The organism is Streptomyces griseus subsp. griseus (assembly GCF_003610995.1).
Lineage (GTDB): Bacteria > Actinomycetota > Actinomycetes > Streptomycetales > Streptomycetaceae > Streptomyces.
Genome location: NZ_CP032543.1, coordinates 5,282,871 through 5,302,664 on the forward strand (window position 1 = coordinate 5,282,871; position 19,794 = coordinate 5,302,664).

Annotated in this window: 15 protein-coding genes and 3 pseudogenes; 13 read left to right on the forward strand and 5 right to left on the reverse strand. The window is 70.9% G+C overall.

All coding sequences use genetic code 11. The features are described from left to right. Positions 1-8 precede the first annotated feature (8 nt). The 5 genes and pseudogenes from D6270_RS24005 (at position 9) to D6270_RS24025 (ending at position 5,292) form a co-directional block, all read left to right on the forward strand. On the forward strand, positions 9-359 hold the full coding sequence (locus tag D6270_RS24005; protein ID WP_109163556.1) for a DUF3817 domain-containing protein: 351 nt from the start codon (positions 9-11) through the stop codon (positions 357-359). Further along, positions 356-649, forward strand: coding sequence for an MTH1187 family thiamine-binding protein (locus D6270_RS24010; protein ID WP_109163555.1), 294 nt, complete (start codon positions 356-358; stop codon positions 647-649). Before D6270_RS24005 ends, D6270_RS24010 begins: the two co-directional genes overlap by 4 nt. A gap of 173 nt (positions 650-822) precedes the next feature. Continuing rightward, positions 823-2,651, forward strand: a pseudogene (locus tag D6270_RS24015) (glycosyltransferase family 2 protein). 3 nt (positions 2,652-2,654) lie between these two features. Next, a pseudogene (locus D6270_RS24020) lies at positions 2,655-4,609 on the forward strand (galactose oxidase-like domain-containing protein). Between the two features lie 56 nt (positions 4,610-4,665). Continuing rightward, entirely contained in the window at positions 4,666-5,292 is a 627-nt protein-coding gene (locus D6270_RS24025) for an SMI1/KNR4 family protein (protein WP_109163552.1), read from the forward strand. A gap of 79 nt (positions 5,293-5,371) precedes the next feature. Here D6270_RS24025 and D6270_RS24030 read toward each other — a convergent pair whose 3' ends face one another. From D6270_RS24030 to D6270_RS24040, 3 genes are all read right to left on the reverse strand, one after another. Then, a complete protein-coding gene (locus D6270_RS24030; RefSeq protein ID WP_109163551.1) occupies positions 5,372-5,674 on the reverse strand; it encodes a hypothetical protein in 303 nt (100 codons plus the stop codon). Between the two features lie 88 nt (positions 5,675-5,762). Next, positions 5,763-6,812: a glycoside hydrolase family 6 protein gene (locus D6270_RS24035; protein ID WP_109163550.1), complete on the reverse strand. Its 1,050-nt coding sequence runs from the start codon at positions 6,810-6,812 to the stop codon at positions 5,763-5,765. A 201-nt stretch (positions 6,813-7,013) separates the two neighbouring features. Then, positions 7,014-7,997 (reverse strand): ArsR/SmtB family transcription factor, encoded by a 984-nt coding sequence (locus tag D6270_RS24040; RefSeq protein ID WP_109163549.1) that lies wholly within the window; start codon positions 7,995-7,997, stop codon positions 7,014-7,016. Positions 7,998-8,078: 81 nt separating this feature from the next. Here D6270_RS24040 and D6270_RS24045 point away from each other — a divergent pair. From D6270_RS24045 to D6270_RS24060, 4 genes and pseudogenes are all read left to right on the forward strand, one after another. Next, positions 8,079-9,352, forward strand: a pseudogene (locus tag D6270_RS24045) (MFS transporter). Between the two features lie 10 nt (positions 9,353-9,362). Further along, the gene (locus D6270_RS24050) at positions 9,363-9,872 is read left to right on the forward strand and encodes a MarR family winged helix-turn-helix transcriptional regulator (RefSeq protein WP_093693127.1); all 510 of its coding nucleotides are present in this window, start codon (positions 9,363-9,365) and stop codon (positions 9,870-9,872) included. 68 nt (positions 9,873-9,940) lie between these two features. Continuing rightward, on the forward strand, positions 9,941-10,267 hold the full coding sequence (locus tag D6270_RS24055) for a DUF3817 domain-containing protein (protein ID WP_109163547.1): 327 nt from the start codon (positions 9,941-9,943) through the stop codon (positions 10,265-10,267). A gap of 86 nt (positions 10,268-10,353) precedes the next feature. After that, the gene (locus tag D6270_RS24060) at positions 10,354-12,054 is read left to right on the forward strand and encodes a coenzyme B12-dependent isobutyryl-CoA mutase large subunit (protein ID WP_109163546.1); all 1,701 of its coding nucleotides are present in this window, start codon (positions 10,354-10,356) and stop codon (positions 12,052-12,054) included. A 175-nt stretch (positions 12,055-12,229) separates the two neighbouring features. Here D6270_RS24060 and D6270_RS24065 read toward each other — a convergent pair whose 3' ends face one another. Together D6270_RS24065 and D6270_RS24070 are read right to left on the reverse strand one after the other, a co-directional pair. Continuing rightward, complete coding sequence (locus D6270_RS24065) at positions 12,230-14,140, reverse strand: glycoside hydrolase family 5 protein (protein WP_109163545.1); 1,911 nt, start codon at positions 14,138-14,140, stop codon at positions 12,230-12,232. A gap of 114 nt (positions 14,141-14,254) precedes the next feature. Beyond that, a complete protein-coding gene (locus D6270_RS24070; RefSeq protein WP_109163544.1) occupies positions 14,255-14,881 on the reverse strand; it encodes a TetR/AcrR family transcriptional regulator in 627 nt (208 codons plus the stop codon). A 434-nt stretch (positions 14,882-15,315) separates the two neighbouring features. Here D6270_RS24070 and D6270_RS24075 point away from each other — a divergent pair, with 434 nt between their 5' ends. The 4 genes from D6270_RS24075 (at position 15,316) to D6270_RS24090 (ending at position 19,539) form a co-directional block, all read left to right on the forward strand. Further along, entirely contained in the window at positions 15,316-16,284 is a 969-nt protein-coding gene (locus tag D6270_RS24075) for a tetratricopeptide repeat protein (RefSeq protein WP_109163543.1), read from the forward strand. Positions 16,285-16,928: 644 nt separating this feature from the next. After that, the gene (locus tag D6270_RS24080; protein WP_109163542.1) at positions 16,929-17,570 is read left to right on the forward strand and encodes a DUF6230 family protein; all 642 of its coding nucleotides are present in this window, start codon (positions 16,929-16,931) and stop codon (positions 17,568-17,570) included. 96 nt (positions 17,571-17,666) lie between these two features. Next, entirely contained in the window at positions 17,667-18,236 is a 570-nt protein-coding gene (locus D6270_RS24085; protein WP_109163541.1) for a DUF6114 domain-containing protein, read from the forward strand. After that, a complete protein-coding gene (locus D6270_RS24090) occupies positions 18,226-19,539 on the forward strand; it encodes a hypothetical protein (RefSeq protein ID WP_109163540.1) in 1,314 nt (437 codons plus the stop codon). Before D6270_RS24085 ends, D6270_RS24090 begins: the two co-directional genes overlap by 11 nt. The last annotated feature ends 255 nt before the right edge of the window (positions 19,540-19,794 follow it).

Below are 19,794 nucleotides of genomic sequence, written 5' to 3' on the forward strand. Positions count from 1 at the left end.
GTGCCCCTGTGGACATCAAGACCGCTTCCGCCCTGCACCGGCTGCGCCTCATCTCGATTCCCGAGGCGCTGTCCTTCCCGGCGCTGATCCTCTTCGGCTCGGTCCTCAGCCGGGTCTCGGACATCGACTTCCTGATGATGCCGCTCGGCATGATCCACGGGGTGCTCTTCGTGATCTACGCCGTGTTCCTGCTCGACGTCTGGATGAAGGCCAAGTGGCCGCTCAAGCGCGTCGCCCTCTTCTTCGTCCTGTCGCTCATCCCCTTCGGCGGGCTCTATGGCGACAAGCGGCTCAAGCAGTACGAGGCCGACGGCGTCATCGCCGCCCGCGCCCGCCGCGAGGGCACGGTCAGCGCATGATCGTCGCCTTCTCCGTGTCGCCGCTCGGTGTCGGTGAGGACGTCGGGGAGTACGTCGCCGACGCCGTGCGGGTCGTCCGCGAGTCCGGGCTGCCCAACCGGACCGACGCCATGTTCACCTCCGTCGAGGGGGAGTGGGACGAGGTGATGGACGTCGTCAAGCGCGCCGTGGCCGCCGTCGAGGCCCGCGCGGGACGCGTCTCCCTGGTACTGAAGGCCGACATCCGGCCCGGTGTCACCGACGGGCTGACCTCGAAGGTCGAGACCGTGGAGCGCCACCTCGCCCCCTGACGTCCCGTCGGCCCTCCGCCGCCCCGCGTTCACCCGATAAGCCCCCGGCGCCACACGGCCGGGGGTTTTTCCGGTCCCGGATCGAAAACCCCTCACTCGGACCTGCCAAGTCGACACGCCGCTGCCTGTCCCTTTCTGTGGGGATATCAACCCGTTCGACAGTGGGAGGCACGGTGCGGTCGGAGGGCTACGACTACGACACCTACAGCCGGCTCGCGGGTCCGCTCACCGAGCCGGACCCCGAGGGATACCGAGTCAGGTACCGATCCCTGCTATCGAGCGAGAAGCACCGAATAAGGGCCGTCCTGCTGATGACGCTCGCCCCGGTGCTCACCGCCACCCTGATGCTCTACCTGGTCTGGCCCACGCACTGGACCGAGCGGGAGAACGGGGAGCGGTGGCTCGTCGTCGCCGACACTGTGATGCTGGTCTCGATCGGCCTGATCGGGCTCTTCATGCTGGTCAACGTGGTCTCCATCGCGCACGCCACGATGGTCGCCCGGGACCCCGTACCCGTGACGCCCGAGCCGGGCACCCGGGTCGCCTTCCTCACCACGTACGTCCCCGGCAAGGAACCGCTCTCCATGGTGCGCGCCACCCTGAAGGGCGCGGTGCGCCTCACGCACGCCGGTCCGCTGGACGTCTGGCTCCTCGACGAGGGGGACGACCCCGCCGCCCGGATGCTCTGCGCGGAGCTGGGGGTGCACCACTTCACCCGGCGCGGGGTGCCCGAGTGGAACCGTGAGAAGGGTGTCCACAAGGCGAGGACGAAGCACGGCAACTACAACGCCTGGATCGCCCTCCACGGCGACGACTACGACTTCTTCGCCTCCGTCGACACCGACCATGTGCCGATGCCCAACTTCCTGGAGCGGATGCTGGGCTACTTCCGCGATCCGGACGTCGCTTTCGTCGTCGGACCGCAGGTCTACGGGAACTACGACTCGGCCGTCACCAAGGCCGCCGAGTCGCAGCAGTTCCTCTTCCACGCGCTGATCCAGCGCGCGGGCAACCGCTACGGGGCCCCGATGTTCGTCGGCACCAACAACGTCGTCCGCGTCGCCGCCGTACGCCAGGTCGGCGGCCTCTACGACTCCATCACCGAGGACATGGCGACCGGCTTCGAGATCCACCGCCGCCGCAACCCCCGCACCGGCCGCTTCTGGCGCTCCGTCTACACCCCCGACGTGCTGGCCGTCGGCGAGGGGCCCGCCTCCTGGACGGACTTCTTCACCCAGCAGCTGCGCTGGTCGCGGGGGACGTACGAGACGTTGTTCAAGCAGTACGGCAAGGCGCTGTTCCGGGTGCCGCCGGGCCGGCTCCTCAGCTACACCCTGATGCTCGTCTACTACCCGATGACGGCGGTCAACTGGCTGCTCGGCGTGGTCAGCTGTGTCCTCTTCCTCTGGTTCGGGGCGTCCGGCACCCAGGTCGCCGCCTCCGTCTGGCTGATGCTCTACAGCGACGCGGCGGCCCTCCAGATCGGGCTCTACCTCTGGAACCGGCGCCACAACGTCTCCCCGCACGAGCCCGAGGGCTCCGGCGGCCTCGCCGGGATGGCCATGTCCGCGCTCTCCGCGCCGGTCTACCTCAAGTCGCTCGGCTCGGCGGTGCTGCGCACGGACGGCCGGTTCGTCGTCACGCCCAAGGGTGGCCAGGTGTCCCCGGACCGGCTGCTCACCTTCCGTATCCATCTCGGCTGGGCCGCGGTCCTGCTCTCCTCGCTCGCCGCCTCGGTCTACCTGGACCACACCCATGTCGCGATGCGGACCTGGGCGACGCTGGGCCTGGCGATAGCCCTGTCCCCGGTCGCGGTGTGGGCCTGGACCCAGTGGCAGGACCGGCGTACGCAGGCGGGCAGCGCCGTCCCCGCGCCCGCGCCCTCGCCCGCCCCGCCCCCGTACAGCAGGCGCTGCCCGGGCCGACGTATCTGACCACGACGACCACCACCACCGGTGCGAGTGCCGGTACCACCGCCACCACCACCGCAGGAGGGAACTGACCCATGGCCTACCGGCCTTCGAAGAAGATGCGGAAGACGCTCCTGGGCGGCGGCGCCGTGGTCGTGCTCGCGGGGCTCAACGCCCCGGCGGCGCTCTCCTTCGCGGAGGACCAGTACCACGCGTACAAGATCGCCCAGCCCGAGTACCAGGCGGAGTACGGCTCATGGCAGCGGGTCGACATCCCGAAGGAGTACCGCACCAACGCCATCCACGCGGCGCTCCTGCACACCGGGAAGGTGCTGATCGTCGCGGGCTCCGGCAACGACGAGAAGAACTTCGACGCGGGCACCTTCGACACCGTGCTGTGGGACCCGGCCGAGAACACCTTCCGGAAGATCCCCACCCCCGAGGACTTCTTCTGCGGCGGCCACGCCCAACTCCCCGACGGACGGCTGCTGATCGCCGGCGGCACCGCCCGCTACGAGGTCCTCGACGACAAGGTGAAGCGGGCCGGCGGCGGGATGCGGGTCAAGAACGAGAACCCGGACAAGCCGCTGAAGCTGAAGAAGGGCACGGTGTTCCGTTCCCCCTCCGGGGCCGAGTACGTCGCCAAGTTCGACGTCACCGTCCCCAAGGCGAAGCGCGAGTTCGAGGTCACGTACTTCAAGAGCGGCCAGATGAAGCCGTGGAAGACCAAGGTGACGGCGGCCGAGCAGCGGGTCTTCGTGGAGGCGGTGGACGACAGCGTCGAGGCGGTGGCGACCGACGCCGCCCAGTACGAGATCGTCGGGCTGAAGGGCAAGGAGGCCGACAACTCGTACGGGATCGCCGAGAAGATCACCATGGACAAGCAGGACTTCCAGGGGATCAGGGCCGCCTACGAGTTCGACCCGACGGCGGAGAAGTACATCAAGGTCGACCCGATGCGGGAGGCCCGCTGGTACCCGACGCTCGTCGGCCTGGAGGACGGCCGGGTGCTCGCCGTCTCCGGCCTCGACGACGTCGGCGCGATCCTCCCGGGCGACAACGAGATCTACGACCCGAAGACCAAGAAGTGGGCCAAGGGCCCCTTCCACTACTTCCCGACCTACCCGGCGCTCTTCCTCACCAAGGGCGGCAAGCTCTTCTACCCGGGGCCAACGCCGGTTACGGCCCGGCCGACAAGGGCCGTGAGCCGGGGATCTGGGACATCAGGAAGAACACCTTCACCAAGGTGCCCGGGCTGACCGACACCGACGAGCTGGAGACGGCGGCCTCGCTGCTGCTGCCGCCGGTGCAGGACCAGAAGGTGATGGTCCTCGGCGGGGGCGGCGTCGGCGAGTCCAAGAAGTCCACCGCCCGCACGGCCGTCATCGACCTCAAGCAGGCCAGCCCCTCCTTCACGGCCGGTCCTGATCTGCCGCAGGGCACCCGCTACCTGAACAGCGTGATCATGCCGGACGACACCGTCTTCACCAGCGGCGGTTCGGAGGACTACCGGGGCCGGGGCAACAGCAACATCCTCAAGGCGCAGTCCTACGACCCCAAGTCCAACACCTTCAAGGAGGCCGCCGAGCCGACGGTCGGCCGCAACTACCACTCCGAGGCGCTGCTGCTGCCCGACGGCCGGGTCGCCACCTTCGGCTCCGACTCGCTCTACGGCGACAAGGACAACACCAAGCTCGGCAAGTTCGAGCAGCGCATGGAGGTCTACACCCCGCCCGCCCTCCACCGCGGCAAGGACAAGCGGCCGGTGATCGGGGATGGCCCCGAGGCGGTGGAGCGCGGGAAGACGGTCACCTTCAGGAGCGCCGACGCGGACCGGATCGCGACAGCCCGGCTGATGCGGCCGAGCGCGGTCACGCACACCACGGACGTGGAGCAGCGCTCCATCGCGCTGGACCTGAAGAAGGGGAAGGGCGAGGTGAGCGTGAGCGTGCCGGACGACGCCACGCTGGTGCCGCCCGGCTGGTACATGCTCTTCGTGACGGACACCGACGGGGTCCCGTCGGAGGCGAAATGGGTCAAGGCGTCCTGAACGCCGGGGCCTTCGCACGCGGCGGGCCGCGGGCGTTGTCACACCCTCCTGCGACCATGGTCGGCATGAGCGAGACAACGGAACCCGAGATGGATGCGGCCGGCCCGGCCACGCCGCAGGACTGGCGCGCGTTTCTGGAGGCGTACGGGCAGCGGTACCTGCTGAACCATGACGCCGCGGACGAGTTGCTGGACGAGGACCAGGCGGAGGCGCTGGACCGGGGCGAGCGGATAGCCGTCTGGCTGGGTGCGGAACCTGCTCGGGAAGATGCCTTGGCGGCAGCCGAGGAGCGGCTCGGGCTGCGGCTGCCGCCGGGGCTGAGGAGCTTCTTCCTGACGAGCGACGGATGGGAGCACCTGGACGGCTGGGTGGACGGTGTCCATCCGAGCGGTCGTGTCGGGTGGATGCGGGACGGCGAGGACGGCGCCGGTGTGATCGAGGTGTACGCCTCGATCGACGGCAACGAGGACGACGTGAGCCTCTTCCGCCGGTCCGTGGAGATCGCGAAGGGAGAGGACTACTGGCTGCTCGATCCCACCGACGTCGGACCGGACGGCGAGTGGGCCGCCTACGAGTTCACGCCGAAGTACGGCGACACGACGAGGTTCCCCAGCTTCGCGGCGCTGTTCCTCTCCTCGTTCGAGGACATGGATGAGGACGGGGACGAGGACGACGAGGACTGAGCCGGGGCGACGGCGCGCGCCGAGGTCACCGTCCCGCCCCGTGGCCGCCGGGCCGCCGACCGGCTCCGGCGGCCACGGGTCAGGGGCTGGCCGGGTCGACTCCGTAGCGCAGCGGCTCGCGTTCCACCCGGAGGTCGCGGCGGTAGACGTAGAGCGCGTCCGCCCGAGCGCCGTCCGACGGGCCGTCCAGCTCGCAGGGGTAGGTGACCTGGACCACGGCGGGCCGGCCGGTGACCCGTATCCGGGTGCCGTCCGCCGGGCCGCCGACCAGGACGGCGGCCTCGCCGGTGGTCCCGCCGCCGGTCTCTGGCGCCGCGTCAGACGGTCCTGGCGTCCGCGGCCGGTCCTCGTGCGTCGTGTCTGCCCTGGATTCGAATCCCATGACAACACTTTAAAGGTTGCGCAATCTTTGAAGTACGGTGCCGGGGGTCCGGAAGTGCGACACTTCTGGCGCCCCGGCACCGCGCGCTTCAGGACGTGGCGCGCTCGGCCAGCCCCAGCGCGTACTCCGGCCACCAGGTGCCCGCCTCCGGTCCGCCCCGGCAGGTGCCGTCCGACTCGCCGGGCCGCTTGATCCACAGGTAGGCGTCGAGGCGGTCGTCACGGGTGTCGGTGGTCGGGGGTGTGCCGAGCGCCCGGCCCGGCGGGTTGCACCAGGCCTCGGCGCGGTCGCCGGTGAGCGGGCCGCCGCCGTTGCGGCTGGTGTCGATCACGTAGTGCGCGTTCCCGACGGCGTCGGAGAGGAGGGCCCCGTACTCCTTCACGCTCGCGTTCGACTGGAAGTTGGAGACGTTCAGCGAGAAGCCGTCGGCCCGGTCGATCCCGGCCCGCCGCAGCGGTTCGGCGATCTTGGAAGGTTCCTTGATCCAGTCCGGGTTGCCCGCGTCCAGGTAGACCTTGGTCCGGGCGTTGGCCTTGAGGGTGTCCACGGCCTCGGAGAGCAGCTGGTAGCGCTCGGCGTGGTGCTGGGGCGGGGTGCAGCCGTCGGCGATGTGGGGGAGCGCGTCGGGCTCCAGGATCACGGTGGCCGGGGCGTCCCCGATGGCCTCGGCGAACTCCCCGAGCCAGGACCGGTAGGCGTCCGCGTCCTTGGCGCCGCCCGCGGAGTAGAGCCCGCAGTCGCGGTGGGGGATGTTGTACGCGACGAGCAGGACGCTCCTCTTGGTCTCGGCCGCGGCCCTCGCGGCGGCCACGATCTCGGGCCCGGGCGCGTCCCAGGCGGGCCAGAGCGCCACCGGCCGGTCGGCGATCCGCCGCAGTGCCTTCGCGTCGCCCTCCCGGCCCTGCCGGTCCCAGGCGCGCACCTGACGGGCCGCGTCGCTGTCCGGGTCGACCCAGTACGGGGAGGCCGCGCTCGGCGCCGGTTCGCCGCGTACGGGGTCGGCATCGGCGGCCGACGGGCTCGCGCCGCCCGGTGCGGAGCAGCCCGCCGTGAGGACGGCCGCGAGAGCGGCGGCGGCCAGGCCGGGGGGAACCTTCAAGGCCCGGAAGACTCGGTGGACGGTGCTGCGGCCGGACATCCAGCCCCCTCGGACGACGGTGGCTCACGGATACGGGATACGGATGCGTGTGACGGGACACGCGGTGACGCGATATGCGGTGACCGGGTATGCGTACGGGCGGCTTTCGGGGCGCCTGAGCGCACACAGGGAAACGCCAGCAATCGTGACATAGTGGTCACCGAGAGTGGTGCCGCCACACCATCCGTCACCGGGCACCGCTCAGGTGGACGCGGCCAGCGCGATCCCCAGCGCCGTCCGCTCGTACAGCACCTGGTGTCCGTACCGCCGCGACGTCAGCAGCCCCGCCCCGCGCAGCACCGACAGATGCGCCGATACGGAGGAGGGGGCGAGGCCGAGCCGGTGGGCCAGGGTGCTCGTCCCGGCCGGTTCGTCCAGCGTGCACAGCACATCCGCCCGGACCCGGCCCAGCAGCCTCGCCAGGGCGTCAGGGGTCCGCTCGCCGGCCGCGCTCCACAGCCCGCCGATCCCGCGCGCCGGGTAGATCAGCCCGGGCTGCCACGGCTCCTGGTGGCCGCCCACCACCTCGGGCCAGACGAAGACGCTCGGCATCAGCACCAGCCCCTGCCCGCCCAGCACCTGCTGGTGGTCGCCCCGGGTCCCCTTCACGGTGAGCGTCGCGCCGTTCCAGCTCAGCTGCTTGCTCACCTCACCGAGCAGCCCCGCGAGCCCGCTGTCCGCGAGCCGGCGGGAGTGGTGGGCGATGTCCGCCTCCAGGACCGCCCGCAGCCGGGGCCAGTACGGTTCGATCAGAGTCCGCCAGGCCCGCTCCAGCAGATCGGCGATCTCGCGCACGGCCCGCGCGGGATCGGCCAGCAGGCGCCGGCCCACCGCCGACTCCAGTGCGGCCGGCCGCTCGGAGAGGGCCAGCGCCATGTCCGCCCGGGCGACCTCGGGATCGACCGCCCGGACCACCGCGATCTCCTCCTCGAAGGTGGCCGGCGGGCCGGCCGGGGGCGGGCAGATGAAGTCCGGGTTGTGGCCGCCGTCCGGCATCAGCACCCACAGGGGCTCCAGATCGAGGGTGTCGGCCGCCGCGCGGATCTGCCGGAGCCAGGGCAGGTGGTAGCCGTGCCGGTAGGGGCGGGCCAGGGTGCGCACGGCCTCCTGGGTCTCGACCAGCGGGGAGAGCGCGAACCGGCAGCGCAGCAGGTCGCTCTCACCGAAGTGCAGCTGGAACGGCATACCGGCCCCCACTCGGATTGCGAAGATTCGTCCCCACCCGAAAGTCTAGGGTGCGCGGCTCTCCCGCCCCACGCTCCTGTCATGCCCCACGCACCTGCCACCACCCCGCCCGCCGGCTACCGCGCCGTCTTCGCCGTCACCGAGTTCCGGGCCGTCTTCGCCGCCCATCTGCTCTCGCTCCTCGGCGTCGTCGTCAGCGAACTCGCCCTCACCGTCCTCGTCTACGACCTCACCGGCTCCCCGCTGCTCAGCGCCCTGACGTTCGCGCTCGGGATGCTCCCGTACGTGATCGGCGGGACCCTGTTCGCCGGGGTCGCCGACCGCTACCCGGCCCGCCGCGTCCTCGTCGTCTGCGATCTCGTCTGCGCGGCCTGCGTCGCCGCGATGCTGGCGCCCGCCACCCCGGTCGCCGGACTCCTCGCCCTGCGCTGCCTGGTCGCCGCGATCGCGCCGGTCTTCACCGGGACCCGGATGGCCGCGCTCACCGACATCCTGGGCGAGGGCGACCTCTATGTCCTGGGCCGGTCCCTCCTGCGGATCGTCTCGCAGAGCGCGATGCTCATCGGCTTCGGCGCGGGCGGTGTGCTGCTCACCGTGCTCTCCCCGCGCGGCGCGATCACCGTCACCGTCGTCACCTTCCTCTGCTCGGCGGCCCTTCTCCGCTTCGGCACCCGCAACCGCCCGGCCCGCGCCCGGAGCGGCTCCACCCCCCTGCTCCGGGAGTCGCTCTCCGGGGCCCGCCTGGTGCTGGGCGACCGGCGGATCCGCGCGCTGCTCCTGCTGTTCTGGCTGCCCCCGATGTTCGTGGTCGCCCCGGAGGCGCTCGCCGCCCCGTACGTGGCCGAGACCGGCGCCGGCCCGGCCGCGCTCGGGCTGCTGCTCTGCGCGATGGCCGTCGGACATGTGGGGGCCGAGCTCTTCGTGGGGTCCGCGCTCCGTCCCCGTACCCGCTCCCGGATCGTGCTGCCGGTCGCCGCCGCGGGCCTGCTGCCGCTGGTGGTGTACGCGGTCCGGCCCGGGCTGCCGCTCGCCCTGGCCGCCCTCGCGCTGGCCGGGATGGGGGCGGCGTACGTCATCGGCCTCGACCAGTGGTTCGTGGACGCCGTACCGCCGGAGCTGCGCGGCCGGGCCATGACGCTGCTCACCGCCGGGCTGATGACGATCCAGGGCGCGGGGATGGCGCTGGCGGGGCTCGCGGCCGAGTTCCTCCCGGTGCACCACGTGGTCGCCGGAGCCGGAATCATCGGTACCGCCGTCGCGCTCCTCGTCGTCGCCGAGGTCCGCCGTACAGCCCCGGACAGATGTCCGATACCGAAAGGCGAGACGGGGCTGACCGGCATATGACCAGTCGGTAAGGTCGGTGCCGTGCCGAAGCCGCTCAGCCTTCCTTTCGATCCCATCGCCCGTGCCGAGGAACTCTGGCATCAGCGCTGGGGGCCCGTGCCCTCCATGGGGGCGATCACCTCGATCATGCGGGCGCAGCAGATCCTGCTCGCGGAGGTGGACGCGGTCGTCAAGCCGTACGGTCTGACCTTCGCGCGGTACGAGGCCTTGGTGCTGCTCACCTTCTCCAAGGCGGGCGAGCTGCCGATGTCCAAGATCGGCGAGCGGCTGATGGTGCACCCCACATCGGTCACCAACACCGTGGACCGGCTGGTGAAGTCCGGTCTGGTCAGCAAGCGCCCCAACCCCAACGACGGGCGCGGCACGCTCGCCTCCATCACCGACAAGGGCCGCGAGGTCGTCGAGTCGGCCACCGAGGAGCTGATGGCGATGGACTTCGGGCTCGGGGTGTACGACGCCGAGGAGTGCGCGGAGATCTTCGCGATGCTCCGGCCGCTGCGGGTGGCGGCGCAGGACTTCGACGAGGGGTGAGCAGGGCCGCCCTCCCGACGGCGGGCCCCCGCGAAGATCGCCCCGGCCGCCCGGTTACGCTCGTGTCCATGAAACAGAACGTGCTCACCCGCTACCGGGTGATGGCTTACGTCACCGCCGTCTGGCTGCTCGTCTTCACGGTGGCGATCATCGCGAAGTACGGGTTCGACAGCGGCGACACCATGGTGATCTCCCAGATCCACGGCGTGCTGTTCATCGTCTACGTCATCTTCGCCTTCGACCTCGGCTCCAAGGCGAAGTGGCCCTTCGGCAAGCTTCTGTGGGTGTTGGCGGCCGGCTGTATCCCCTTCGCCTCCTTCTTCGTGGAGCCGAAGGTCAGCCGGGAGGCCCAGGCGCTGATCGCCAAGCCCGCCGCGGAGCCCGCGAAAGCCTGACCGGCACGGCACCCCTACCGCCCCGCGCAGAAGCGCCGGGCGGTTTGCCATCGACATTTACTAGGACGTCCTAGTAAATTCGAACCATGGACGCTGACGCGATCGAGGAAGGCCGCCTCCGCTGGCAGGCCCGTTACGACAAGGCCCGCAAGCGTGACGCGGACTTCACCACGCTCTCCGGGGACCCGGTGGAGCCCGCGTACGGGCCCCGCCCCGGCGACACGTACGAGGGGTTCGAGCGGATCGGCTGGCCGGGGGAGTACCCCTTCACCCGGGGCCTGCACCCGACCGGCTACCGGGGCCGCACCTGGACCATCCGCCAGTTCGCCGGCTTCGGCAACGCCGAGCAGACCAACGAGCGCTACAAGATGATCCTCGCGGCCGGCGGCGGCGGACTCAGCGTCGCCTTCGACATGCCGACGCTGATGGGCCGCGACTCCGACGAGTCCCGCTCGCTCGGCGAGGTCGGCCACTGCGGGGTCGCCATCGACTCCGCCGCCGACATGGAGACCCTGTTCAAGGACATCCCCCTCGGCGACGTCACCACCTCGATGACGATCAGCGGTCCCGCCGTCCCCGTCTTCTGCATGTACCTGGTCGCCGCCGAGCGCCAGGGCGTCGACCCGGGGGTGCTCAACGGCACGCTCCAGACCGACATCTTCAAGGAGTACATCGCGCAGAAGGAGTGGCTCTTCCAGCCCGAGCCCCACCTGCGCCTCATCGGCGACCTGATGGAGCACTGCGCGCGCGACATCCCCGCCTACAAGCCGCTCTCCGTCTCCGGCTACCACATCCGCGAGGCCGGGGCGACGGCCGCGCAGGAGCTGGCGTACACGCTGGCCGACGGCTTCGGCTATGTGGAGCTCGGCCTCTCCCGGGGCCTGGACGTCGACACCTTCGCCCCCGGGCTCTCCTTCTTCTTCGACGCGCACCTCGACTTCTTCGAGGAGATCGCCAAGTTCCGCGCCGCCCGTCGCATCTGGGCCCGCTGGATGAAGGAGACGTACGGCGCCAGGACCGACAAGGCGCAGTGGCTCCGCTTCCACACCCAGACCGCCGGGGTCTCGCTCACCGCGCAGCAGCCGTACAACAACGTCGTCCGTACGGCCGTCGAGGCGCTCTCCGCCGTCCTCGGCGGCACGAACTCGCTGCACACCAACGCCCTCGACGAGACCCTCGCGCTCCCCTCCGAGCAGGCCGCCGAGATCGCGCTGCGCACCCAGCAGGTGCTGATGGAGGAGACCGGCGTCGCCAACGTGGCCGACCCGCTGGGCGGCTCCTGGTACGTGGAGCAGCTCACCGACCGGATCGAGGCCGAGGCCGAGAAGATCTTCGACCAGATCAGGGAGCGCGGCACCCGGGCCCACCCCGACGGGCAGCACCCCATCGGCCCGATGACCTCCGGCATCCTGCGCGGCATCGAGGACGGCTGGTTCACCGGCGAGATCGCCGAGTCCGCCTTCCAGTACCAGCGGGCCCTGGAGAAGGGCGACAAGCGGGTCGTCGGCGTCAACGTCCACCACGGCTCGGTCACCGGAGACCTGGAGATCCTCCGGGTCAGCCACGAGGTGGAGCGCGACCAGGTCAGCCAGCTCACCGCCCGCAAGGCGGCCCGGGACGGTGCGAAGGTGAGCGCCGCACTGGAGGCGATGCTGGCCGCCGCCCGTGACGGCTCGAACATGATCGCGCCGATGCTGGACGCGGTACGCGCCGAGGCCACGCTCGGCGAGATCTGCGAGGCGCTGCGCGAGGAGTGGGGGACGTACACGGAGCCGCCGGGGTTCTGAGGCCGTGGGCACCCCGGGTGCCGAGGCCCCGAGCCGGGGCTCGGCGGCTCGGCCGCTCGGGAGCCGACACCCTCCGGTGAGACGGTGAGACGGTGAGACGGTGAGACGGTGAGGCCGCGGGCCGCGTACGTACGCGGCCCGCGACCCTCTCAGGCGGCCCCCTCAGCCCGCCCCCTCAGCCGGGCAGCCCCCGGCAGTACAGGGCATCCGGCGTGCCCGCGCGGCCGATCGCCGTGGAAAAGGCGATCCCCGCCGCGTACTCGTCCGCCCGGCACTGCGCCTTGTAGAAGCCCGGCGCGTAGTCCCCGCCCTCGCCCGAGGCCGGTCGGCTGTCGCCCCGGTCGTCCCAGAGCGTGCGGCCGGGCCCCGCGAGCGCGATCCGGGCCGGGGAGCACAGAACGGCCGACACCCGGTTGCCGCGCACGCTGTAGCCCGTCATGAAGCGGCCTTCCGCGCACTGGTACTTGGTGAAGCCGCTCGCCCAGTCGGTGGTGACGCCCGCCTCCGATGTCACCTTGGTCAGCGCCCCCGGAGCGCCGAGGTCAGCGGCCCCGGCATCGGTGCACAGCCCGCCCTGGCCGCGCTGGCTGATCCCGATCAGGCGCTGGTCGTCCGGGCAGGTCAGCTTCCTGGCCCCGCTGTCCCAGTCCGCCGCCGCCCGCAGCGAGCGGTTGGCGTCGGTGTGGGTGGCCCTGAGCATCGACCAGCTCCGCACCGGTGCGACCGGGCCTTGGCGGCCGGCGGCCGAGGTCAGCGCACGCCACGCGGTGGAGCGCCAGTCGTCGGCGTCCAGGACGCCGCGCCGGGCGCCGGCCGCGTCGTAGCGGACCAGGCCCCACTGGTTGCCCCGGTCGTTCTCGTGGAAGCCGACGACGGGCCAGTAGGCGAAGTCGAGGTCGTTCTCGACGAGGAAGTCCACGGTGTCGGTGAACCAGGCGCGGTCCCTGGCGTCGGCATCCTTCGCCACGCCGAACTCGCTGATCCACACCGGTGCGGTGAAGTGCCGGTCGGGGGTGTTCGCCACATAGGCGGAGCTGCGCTGCATCTCGGCGAACAGCTCCGCCCGGCCCAGGTCGCGGTAGCGCGGGTCGCTGGTCTCGCCGATCCCGGTCGCTCCGCTGTGCCGGGGGCCGGTGTAGCCGTAGTAGTGGGCGGCGTACACCAGCTTGTGGGAGCGCACCAGGGTGTGCGAGAGCGTGGCGACCGGCTTGAGGTGGGGGCGGTCGCGCCAGAAGCCGTCCACCGGGATTCCGGCCCAGTTGATGCCCTCGATCATGATGAGCAGGTCCGGGTTGGCGTCCTTGAGGATGCGGTCACCCGCCTGCTGGGCGGCGGCGGCCCAGTCGTGCGCGTCGCCGAGCCCCCAGTTCGGGTCGTCCCACACGTCGCGGCGCACCTCGTTGCGCAGATCGGCGCCGACCACCCGGGGGTTGGAGCGGTAGCGCGCCGCCAGCAGCAGCCAGTCGTCCACCCACTTCTGTGTGCTCTGCCCGCTGTTCCACCGCTCGCTGCCGTCCACCCCGCAGCACCAACGGCTCTTCGTGCTGTGGTTGTTGAGGATCACCGCGAACCCTGCGTCCGTCAGCGCGCGGACCGCCCGGTCGAAGACCTCCAGCGGACGCAGCCCGTTCAGCTGGGGGTTGGCCGTCAGCCCGGAGACCGGCCGGGTGTCGCCGACCATCTCGTTGGAGAAGGGCAGGCGCACGCTGTTCAGCCCGAGCCGGCGGAAGTCCGCGACGATCTCGTCCATCGGCATCCGGTCGAGGCCCAGCGGTGCCCGGTGCCCCACCTCGCCCGCGTGGTTGTTCGCCGGGTCGTCCTCCGGTCCCGAGCCGTTCCAGGTGCCGCTGGAGCCGTGCCAGTTGCCGGACTTGAGCTTGAAGCGGCGGCCCTCCGCGTCGACGATGTAGCGGCCCCGGGTGCTGAGCGGGGGAGTCCAGGCGGGCAGCGGCGCGGGGTCGGCGGCCGCGGTGGCCGAGTGGGCGGCCGCCCGGCCGGTCTCCTCGGGGCGTGCGGCGGCTTGGGTGGGGGCCAGCAAAGCCCCGGTCAACAGGACGACGAGCAGGGCCGGTAGGCGCGTACGCACGGGCGACTCCTCTGGTCGGAAGGGGGTCGCCCCGACCTTAGAGCCCAAGTCGCCCTGGTTGAAGAGTCCTTGACAGTGAGGGGCGGGTCGGTCGGTCCGCACCGCCCCGGCGGGTCAGCCGGCCTGCGCCCCGGACAGCCCCAGCAGCAACAGCGTGGTGAACCCGCTCGCCCACGCGGCGTCCACCGGTTCCGCGCTCACCAGTGTGCGGTGCACCACGGCCCCGGCGATCACGTCGAAGATCAGGTCCGCGTTGCGGGCGGCGGCCGAGGCGTCGTCCTCGTACCGCAGCTCGCCGCGGGCCTGGGCGCGCTCCCGGCCCAGGAGCACCAGCCGCTTCTGCCGGTCCACGATGGCCGAGCGGATGCGGCGGCGCAACGAGTCGTCCCGGGTGGACTCGGCGACCACCGCCATCAGCGCAGTCCGGGCCTCCGGCCGCTCCAGCAGCGCGGCGAACTGGAGCACCACGCCCTGCACATCGGCGGCCAGGCTCCCCCGGTCGGGGAGCTCCAGCTCGTCGAAGAGGACCGCGACCGCGTCCACCACCAGTTCGTTCTTGCCCGCCCAGCGCCGGTAGAGGGTCGTCTTGGCGACTCCGGCCCGGGTCGCCACATCGCCCATGGTCAGCTTCGACCAGCCGAGATCGACGAGAGAGGCGCGCGTCGCCTCCAGGATCGCGGCATCGGCCGCGGTGGATCGCGGACGTCCCGTTCGGGTGGTTCTGGGGTCGGTGTCGCTCATGATGCGGCGACCATACCGGCCGGTAGGGAGGTACGGTCCGCCCCAGGTTCCGTGAGACAGATCACCGGGGTGGCCTGGTCCGGCGGACCGATGGGCAGTTACGCTACGGGTCGTAGCGTAAGGAAGGCGGCAGGCCCGCCCCCGTACGCCACGGAACGAACGAGCGACAGCCACCAGGGCCTTCACGGAGGCCCAGGCGCCGGGTGGGGACCCGGAGCCGCACGGACCGGCCGGATGGGGATCCGGAAGGTCCACCGGGTCTTATCGGGGCCCGTCTCTGTTCCACCGGGGTCTTTTCGGAGCCCCGCCGGGGTTCTTCAGGGCCCCCCGGGACCGTCACTGTCCGCCCGCCCGGCACACCGGCCGGTGCAGCGGACGGGCCCGGTTCCCGTATCGCTTTCCGGAACGGCGTGCTCAGGGGGGAGGATGTACGTATGCAGCCTAGGAACATGTCCATGAGCGGCGTCGTCGACCTCGCCGCTGTCAAGGCGGCCGGCGAGGCCAAGGCCAAGGCGGAGCAGGCCCGTGCACAGGCCGCCCGCACAGGGGGCACCGGCGCCGTGTCGCCCGCCACCCTGGTGATCGACGTCGATGAAGCGGGCTTCGAGCGCGATGTCCTCCAGCGCTCCGCCGAGGTCCCGGTCGTCATCGACTTCTGGGCCGAGTGGTGCGAGCCGTGCAAGCAGCTGGGCCCCCTGCTGGAGCGCCTGGCCGTCGAGTACAACGGCCGCTTCCTGCTGGCCAAGGTCGATGTCGACGCCAACCAGATGCTGATGCAGCAGTTCGGCATCCAGGGCATCCCGGCGGTCTTCGCCGTCGTCGCCGGGCAGGCCCTCCCGCTCTTCCAGGGCGCGGCCCCCGAGGCCCAGATCCGCGAGACGCTGGACCAGCTGATCCAGGTCGGCGAGGAGCGGTTCGGCCTCACCGGGATCGCCGTCGACCCGAACGCCTCACCGGACGCGGCCCCGGCCGAGGTGCCGGCCGGCCCGTACGACCACCTGCTGGAGGCCGCCGCCTCCGCCCTGGACGCCAATGACTTCGGCGGTGCCGTACAGGCGTACAAGAACGTGCTCGCCGACGACCCGGCCAACCCGGAGGCCAAGCTCGGCCTGGCCCAGGCGGAGTTGCTGGCCCGCGTCCAGACGATGGACCCGAACGCGGTCCGCAAGGACGCGGCGGACAACCCCGGCGATGTGACCGCCCAGGTCGCCGCGGCCGACCTGGATCTGGTCGGCGGCCATGTCGAGGACGCCTTCGGCCGGCTCGTCGAGGCGGTCCGGCGCAACACGGGCGACGAGCGGAACACCGCCCGGCTGCGCCTGCTGGAGCTCTTCGAGGTGATCGGCCCGGACGACCCGCGGGTCACCGCCGCCCGCACCGCGCTGGCGCGGGTGCTGTTCTGATCCGCTAGCCGATCGTCCCGCCCGCGAGCTGATTGTTCCGATGTGACAAGACGGCCGTGATCCCTCTCCGGGATCACGGCCGTTTTGCCGTCCGAACGTTAAGAGACGGCCTCGCTTTGCCAAAACTTGACAATGGGATGTGCTGTTACTGGCAGTAAGTCGGTGAGGTCGCTCTGTCCCGTTTCCGGTTCGTTTCATGCCATCTCGATGTCCCTTTCGTGCCACCCTGTGTGGCCGCGTGATGTCGCCCGGTCGCGCCAGGGTTATCAGGTCGTTACTGGCAAGTAACGAACCCCCTTGTGCGGCGGCTCCGAATGCACCACGATCGGCCACGCTCGGTCCCATACCTTCAGCCCGGTCTCCAGCCGGCGCGAAAGGGCCTGTTGGGTCCCCACCGAGTGGGCCGGCGGCAGTGGTGCCGGCCGTGGACAGGGGGGTTCCCGCCAGGCGGCGGGGCCTGTCCGACCGGCTGCACACACCGTGCAGCCAGTGGTTTGTCGCTCGGGGGTGAACGCCGGTGCAGCGGGTGCGGTACATGCCTCCGTCTGCGGGCGCTCTCCTTCCCGAGGACGTAGCACTTCTCCCATCCCAGGCCGGGGCTCATACCCGGTCGGAGATGTACGTCCGAGAAGAAGGAGCAAGTTATGAGTTCCCAAGTTCGCGGTGGGACGAGATGGAAGCGTTTCGCTCTGGTCATGGTGCCGAGCGTCGTCGCGACCGCGGCGGTGGGTGTCGGTCTCGCACAGGGTGCGCTGGCCGCGTCCTTCGCCGTGTCCGGCCAGAGCTTCAAGGTCAGCACCGACAAGCTGGTGGGCGAGAACTTCGTCCAGTACGGCAGCGTCGCCGTCGGCAAGGACCTTGAGGGCAACGACGCCGCGCACCCGGTCGCGGTGTCGGGCTTCAGCGATGCCACGATCACCAACATGTGCCAGTCGGTGGTCACGCCCAAGGTGCCTTTCGGTATCGGCAACGTCAGCCTGCAGCTGAAGGCCGGCACCAACCCGGCCAACCCGGTCCGGGCGACCAACCTGTACCTGGACGTCGCGCAGCTGGACGCCGACGCCTACTTCGAGAGCATCGACATCGGTGTCGCCGCCGGTTCCGTCGGTGCGCCCGGCATCCAGCCCGGAACCGAGAAGGGTGTCAACCCCAACGGCTTCGCGCAGCGGGCCAAGAAGGCCACCCTGACCGACGTGAAGCAGACGGCGTGGGCGACCACCGCCGGCACCTTCAAGCTCAGCAACCTGAGCCTGAAGCTGCACAAGGGCGTCAAGGAGTGCTTCTAAGCACTCGCCCGGGTGGCCGGGACGTCCCGGCGGGGTTTTCCGGCCACCCACCCTTTCTCTTCTCACAGCAGTACCGGTTCCAGGGAGCTGTTTTCCATGAGCCCCGAGTCCACAGGGCAGAACGAGCACAACCTCACCGTCTACCGGCGGGGATTCCGTACCTGGCGGGGTAACCGGCCGTTCTGGGCGGGTCTGTTCACCATGCTGGGCGGTGCGCCCATCGCCTACTTCCCGTACGCCGATCTCCACCTCGGCAATATGACGCTGGCGATGTCCACCACGGCCGGCGCCGGATCCCTCATCATCGGGGTCCTGCTCATCACGCTGGGCCTGACGATGTGGTTCCACTCCATCGTCCGGGTCTTCGCCGGGGTCGCGGCCATCCTCCTCGCGCTGATCTCCATACCGGTCGCCAACATCGGCGGCTTCGTGATCGGATTCCTGCTCGCGCTCATCGGCGGAGCCCTGTCCATTTCCTGGGCGCCGGGCGAGCCGCAGGCGGCCGAAGAGGCCCCGCAGGACGCTCCCTTGTCGCTGGACAAGCGGGAGACGGAGAGCGAGTACGCGGCCGAGGGCGCCCTGTACGGCGCGGCCGTACCGCAACAGCCGGCGGGTGACCACGACACGGCCTCCGGCTACGACGGGGGGACACACCGTGCGGGGTGACGAGAAACAGCGGCCGGACGCGTACCCCGGCGACGACCTCCGCGAGCGCAAGGGCCCCCGTCACGCGGCCCCCAAGAAGTCGCTGCTGACCAAGTTGCACATGCCGAGCGGCAAGAAGGCGTTCGCGCTCGCCGCGATGCCGACCGCCGTCTTCGTCGGCATGGGCCTCACGCCCAAGCTCGCCATGGCCGACGGCAACGCCGACATCCCCTTCGCCCCGGGCCCGTGCGTCACCCGGTCCGACGAGCCGGGCGAGCCGGAGTCCGAGTCCCCGAAGGCCACCCCGACCCCGTCGGCGACGCCCACGGACGAGCCGGGCCAGGACGACAGCCCCACCCCGAAGCCCACGGAGAGCGGCACGGCCACCGAGGACCCGGCGGCCGACGAGAAGCCGGACGCGGCCGAGCAGCCCGACGCGGCGAAGAAGCCCGCCGAGGAGCCGAGCCCCACCCCGACGCCCACCAAGTCGAAGAACCCCCTCGACCCGCTGGGCCTGGGCGACGCGCTCAAGGACCTCTTCGACCCGGACAAGGGCAAGGACAAGGCCGAGGAGAAGCCCGAGGGGACGGCGAGCCCGTCCCCGAGCCCCACGGCCGAGTCCCCGAAGCCGGCGGACAAGCCGAAGGCCCCGGAGAAGGAAGCGCCGAGGAGCCCCTCGAAGGATCCGGCCGAGGACGCCTCCGACAGGACGGCCGACGCCATCCGCGAGGCCGCCGCGAAGGCGGGCAAGGACGTCGAGGAGCTCGACGACGACGTCAAGGGACTCGACCCCAAGAAGGACGAGGACATCCCGGAAGGCGCGAAGCCGCGCTTCCCCTGCCCCGAGCCCGACCCCAAGGCCCTCGCCGCGGCGTCCCTGGAGCCCGGCATCCCGCTGCTCCCGGCCGACCCGTGGATCCTGGAGTCCTCGCTGCTCACGCTCAACGGCCTGGACTACAAGGGCATCGTCGAGGTGAAGAAGGCGGACGGCTCCATCAAGAAGGTCCTGAAGTTCACCGCCGGCTCCATCGACATCAAGGACCTCCACCAGCTGACCGTCGGCCCGGCGGGCACCACGGGCCACGTGAAGTCGCGTCCGGGCTCCACGTCGACCATCCGCAACGGCACGGTGACGATGTACACGGAGGAGCTGAAGGGCAACCTCTTCGGCCTCATCCCGATCACCTTCAGCCCGCAGACCCCGCCGCCCCTGAACGTGCCCTTCGCCTTCTTCACCAAGGTCAAGGTCGTCCAGGCCGGCCAGTTCGGCGGCTCACTCAGGATCCCGGGCCTCAACAACTACCTGGAGGGCGGCAAGGGCTAGCCGCCACCACCCGATCCCGTCCGGGAGCCGCACGGAGCCGTGGGCCGTGCCCCTGATGCCAGGGGTACGGCCCACGGTCGCGAAGGCGAACGGCCGGGCTCCGCAGCGGAATGACCGGCCGTTGACGCTGCCTCACGCGTCGGCGGACTCTTCGCACTCATGGAAGACGTACTGGTCGATGTCCACATCGGCACGTGCGAGGGCGAGACGGGCGACCAGCGGGGCACTGAGGACAATGCCTCCACGAAGATGATT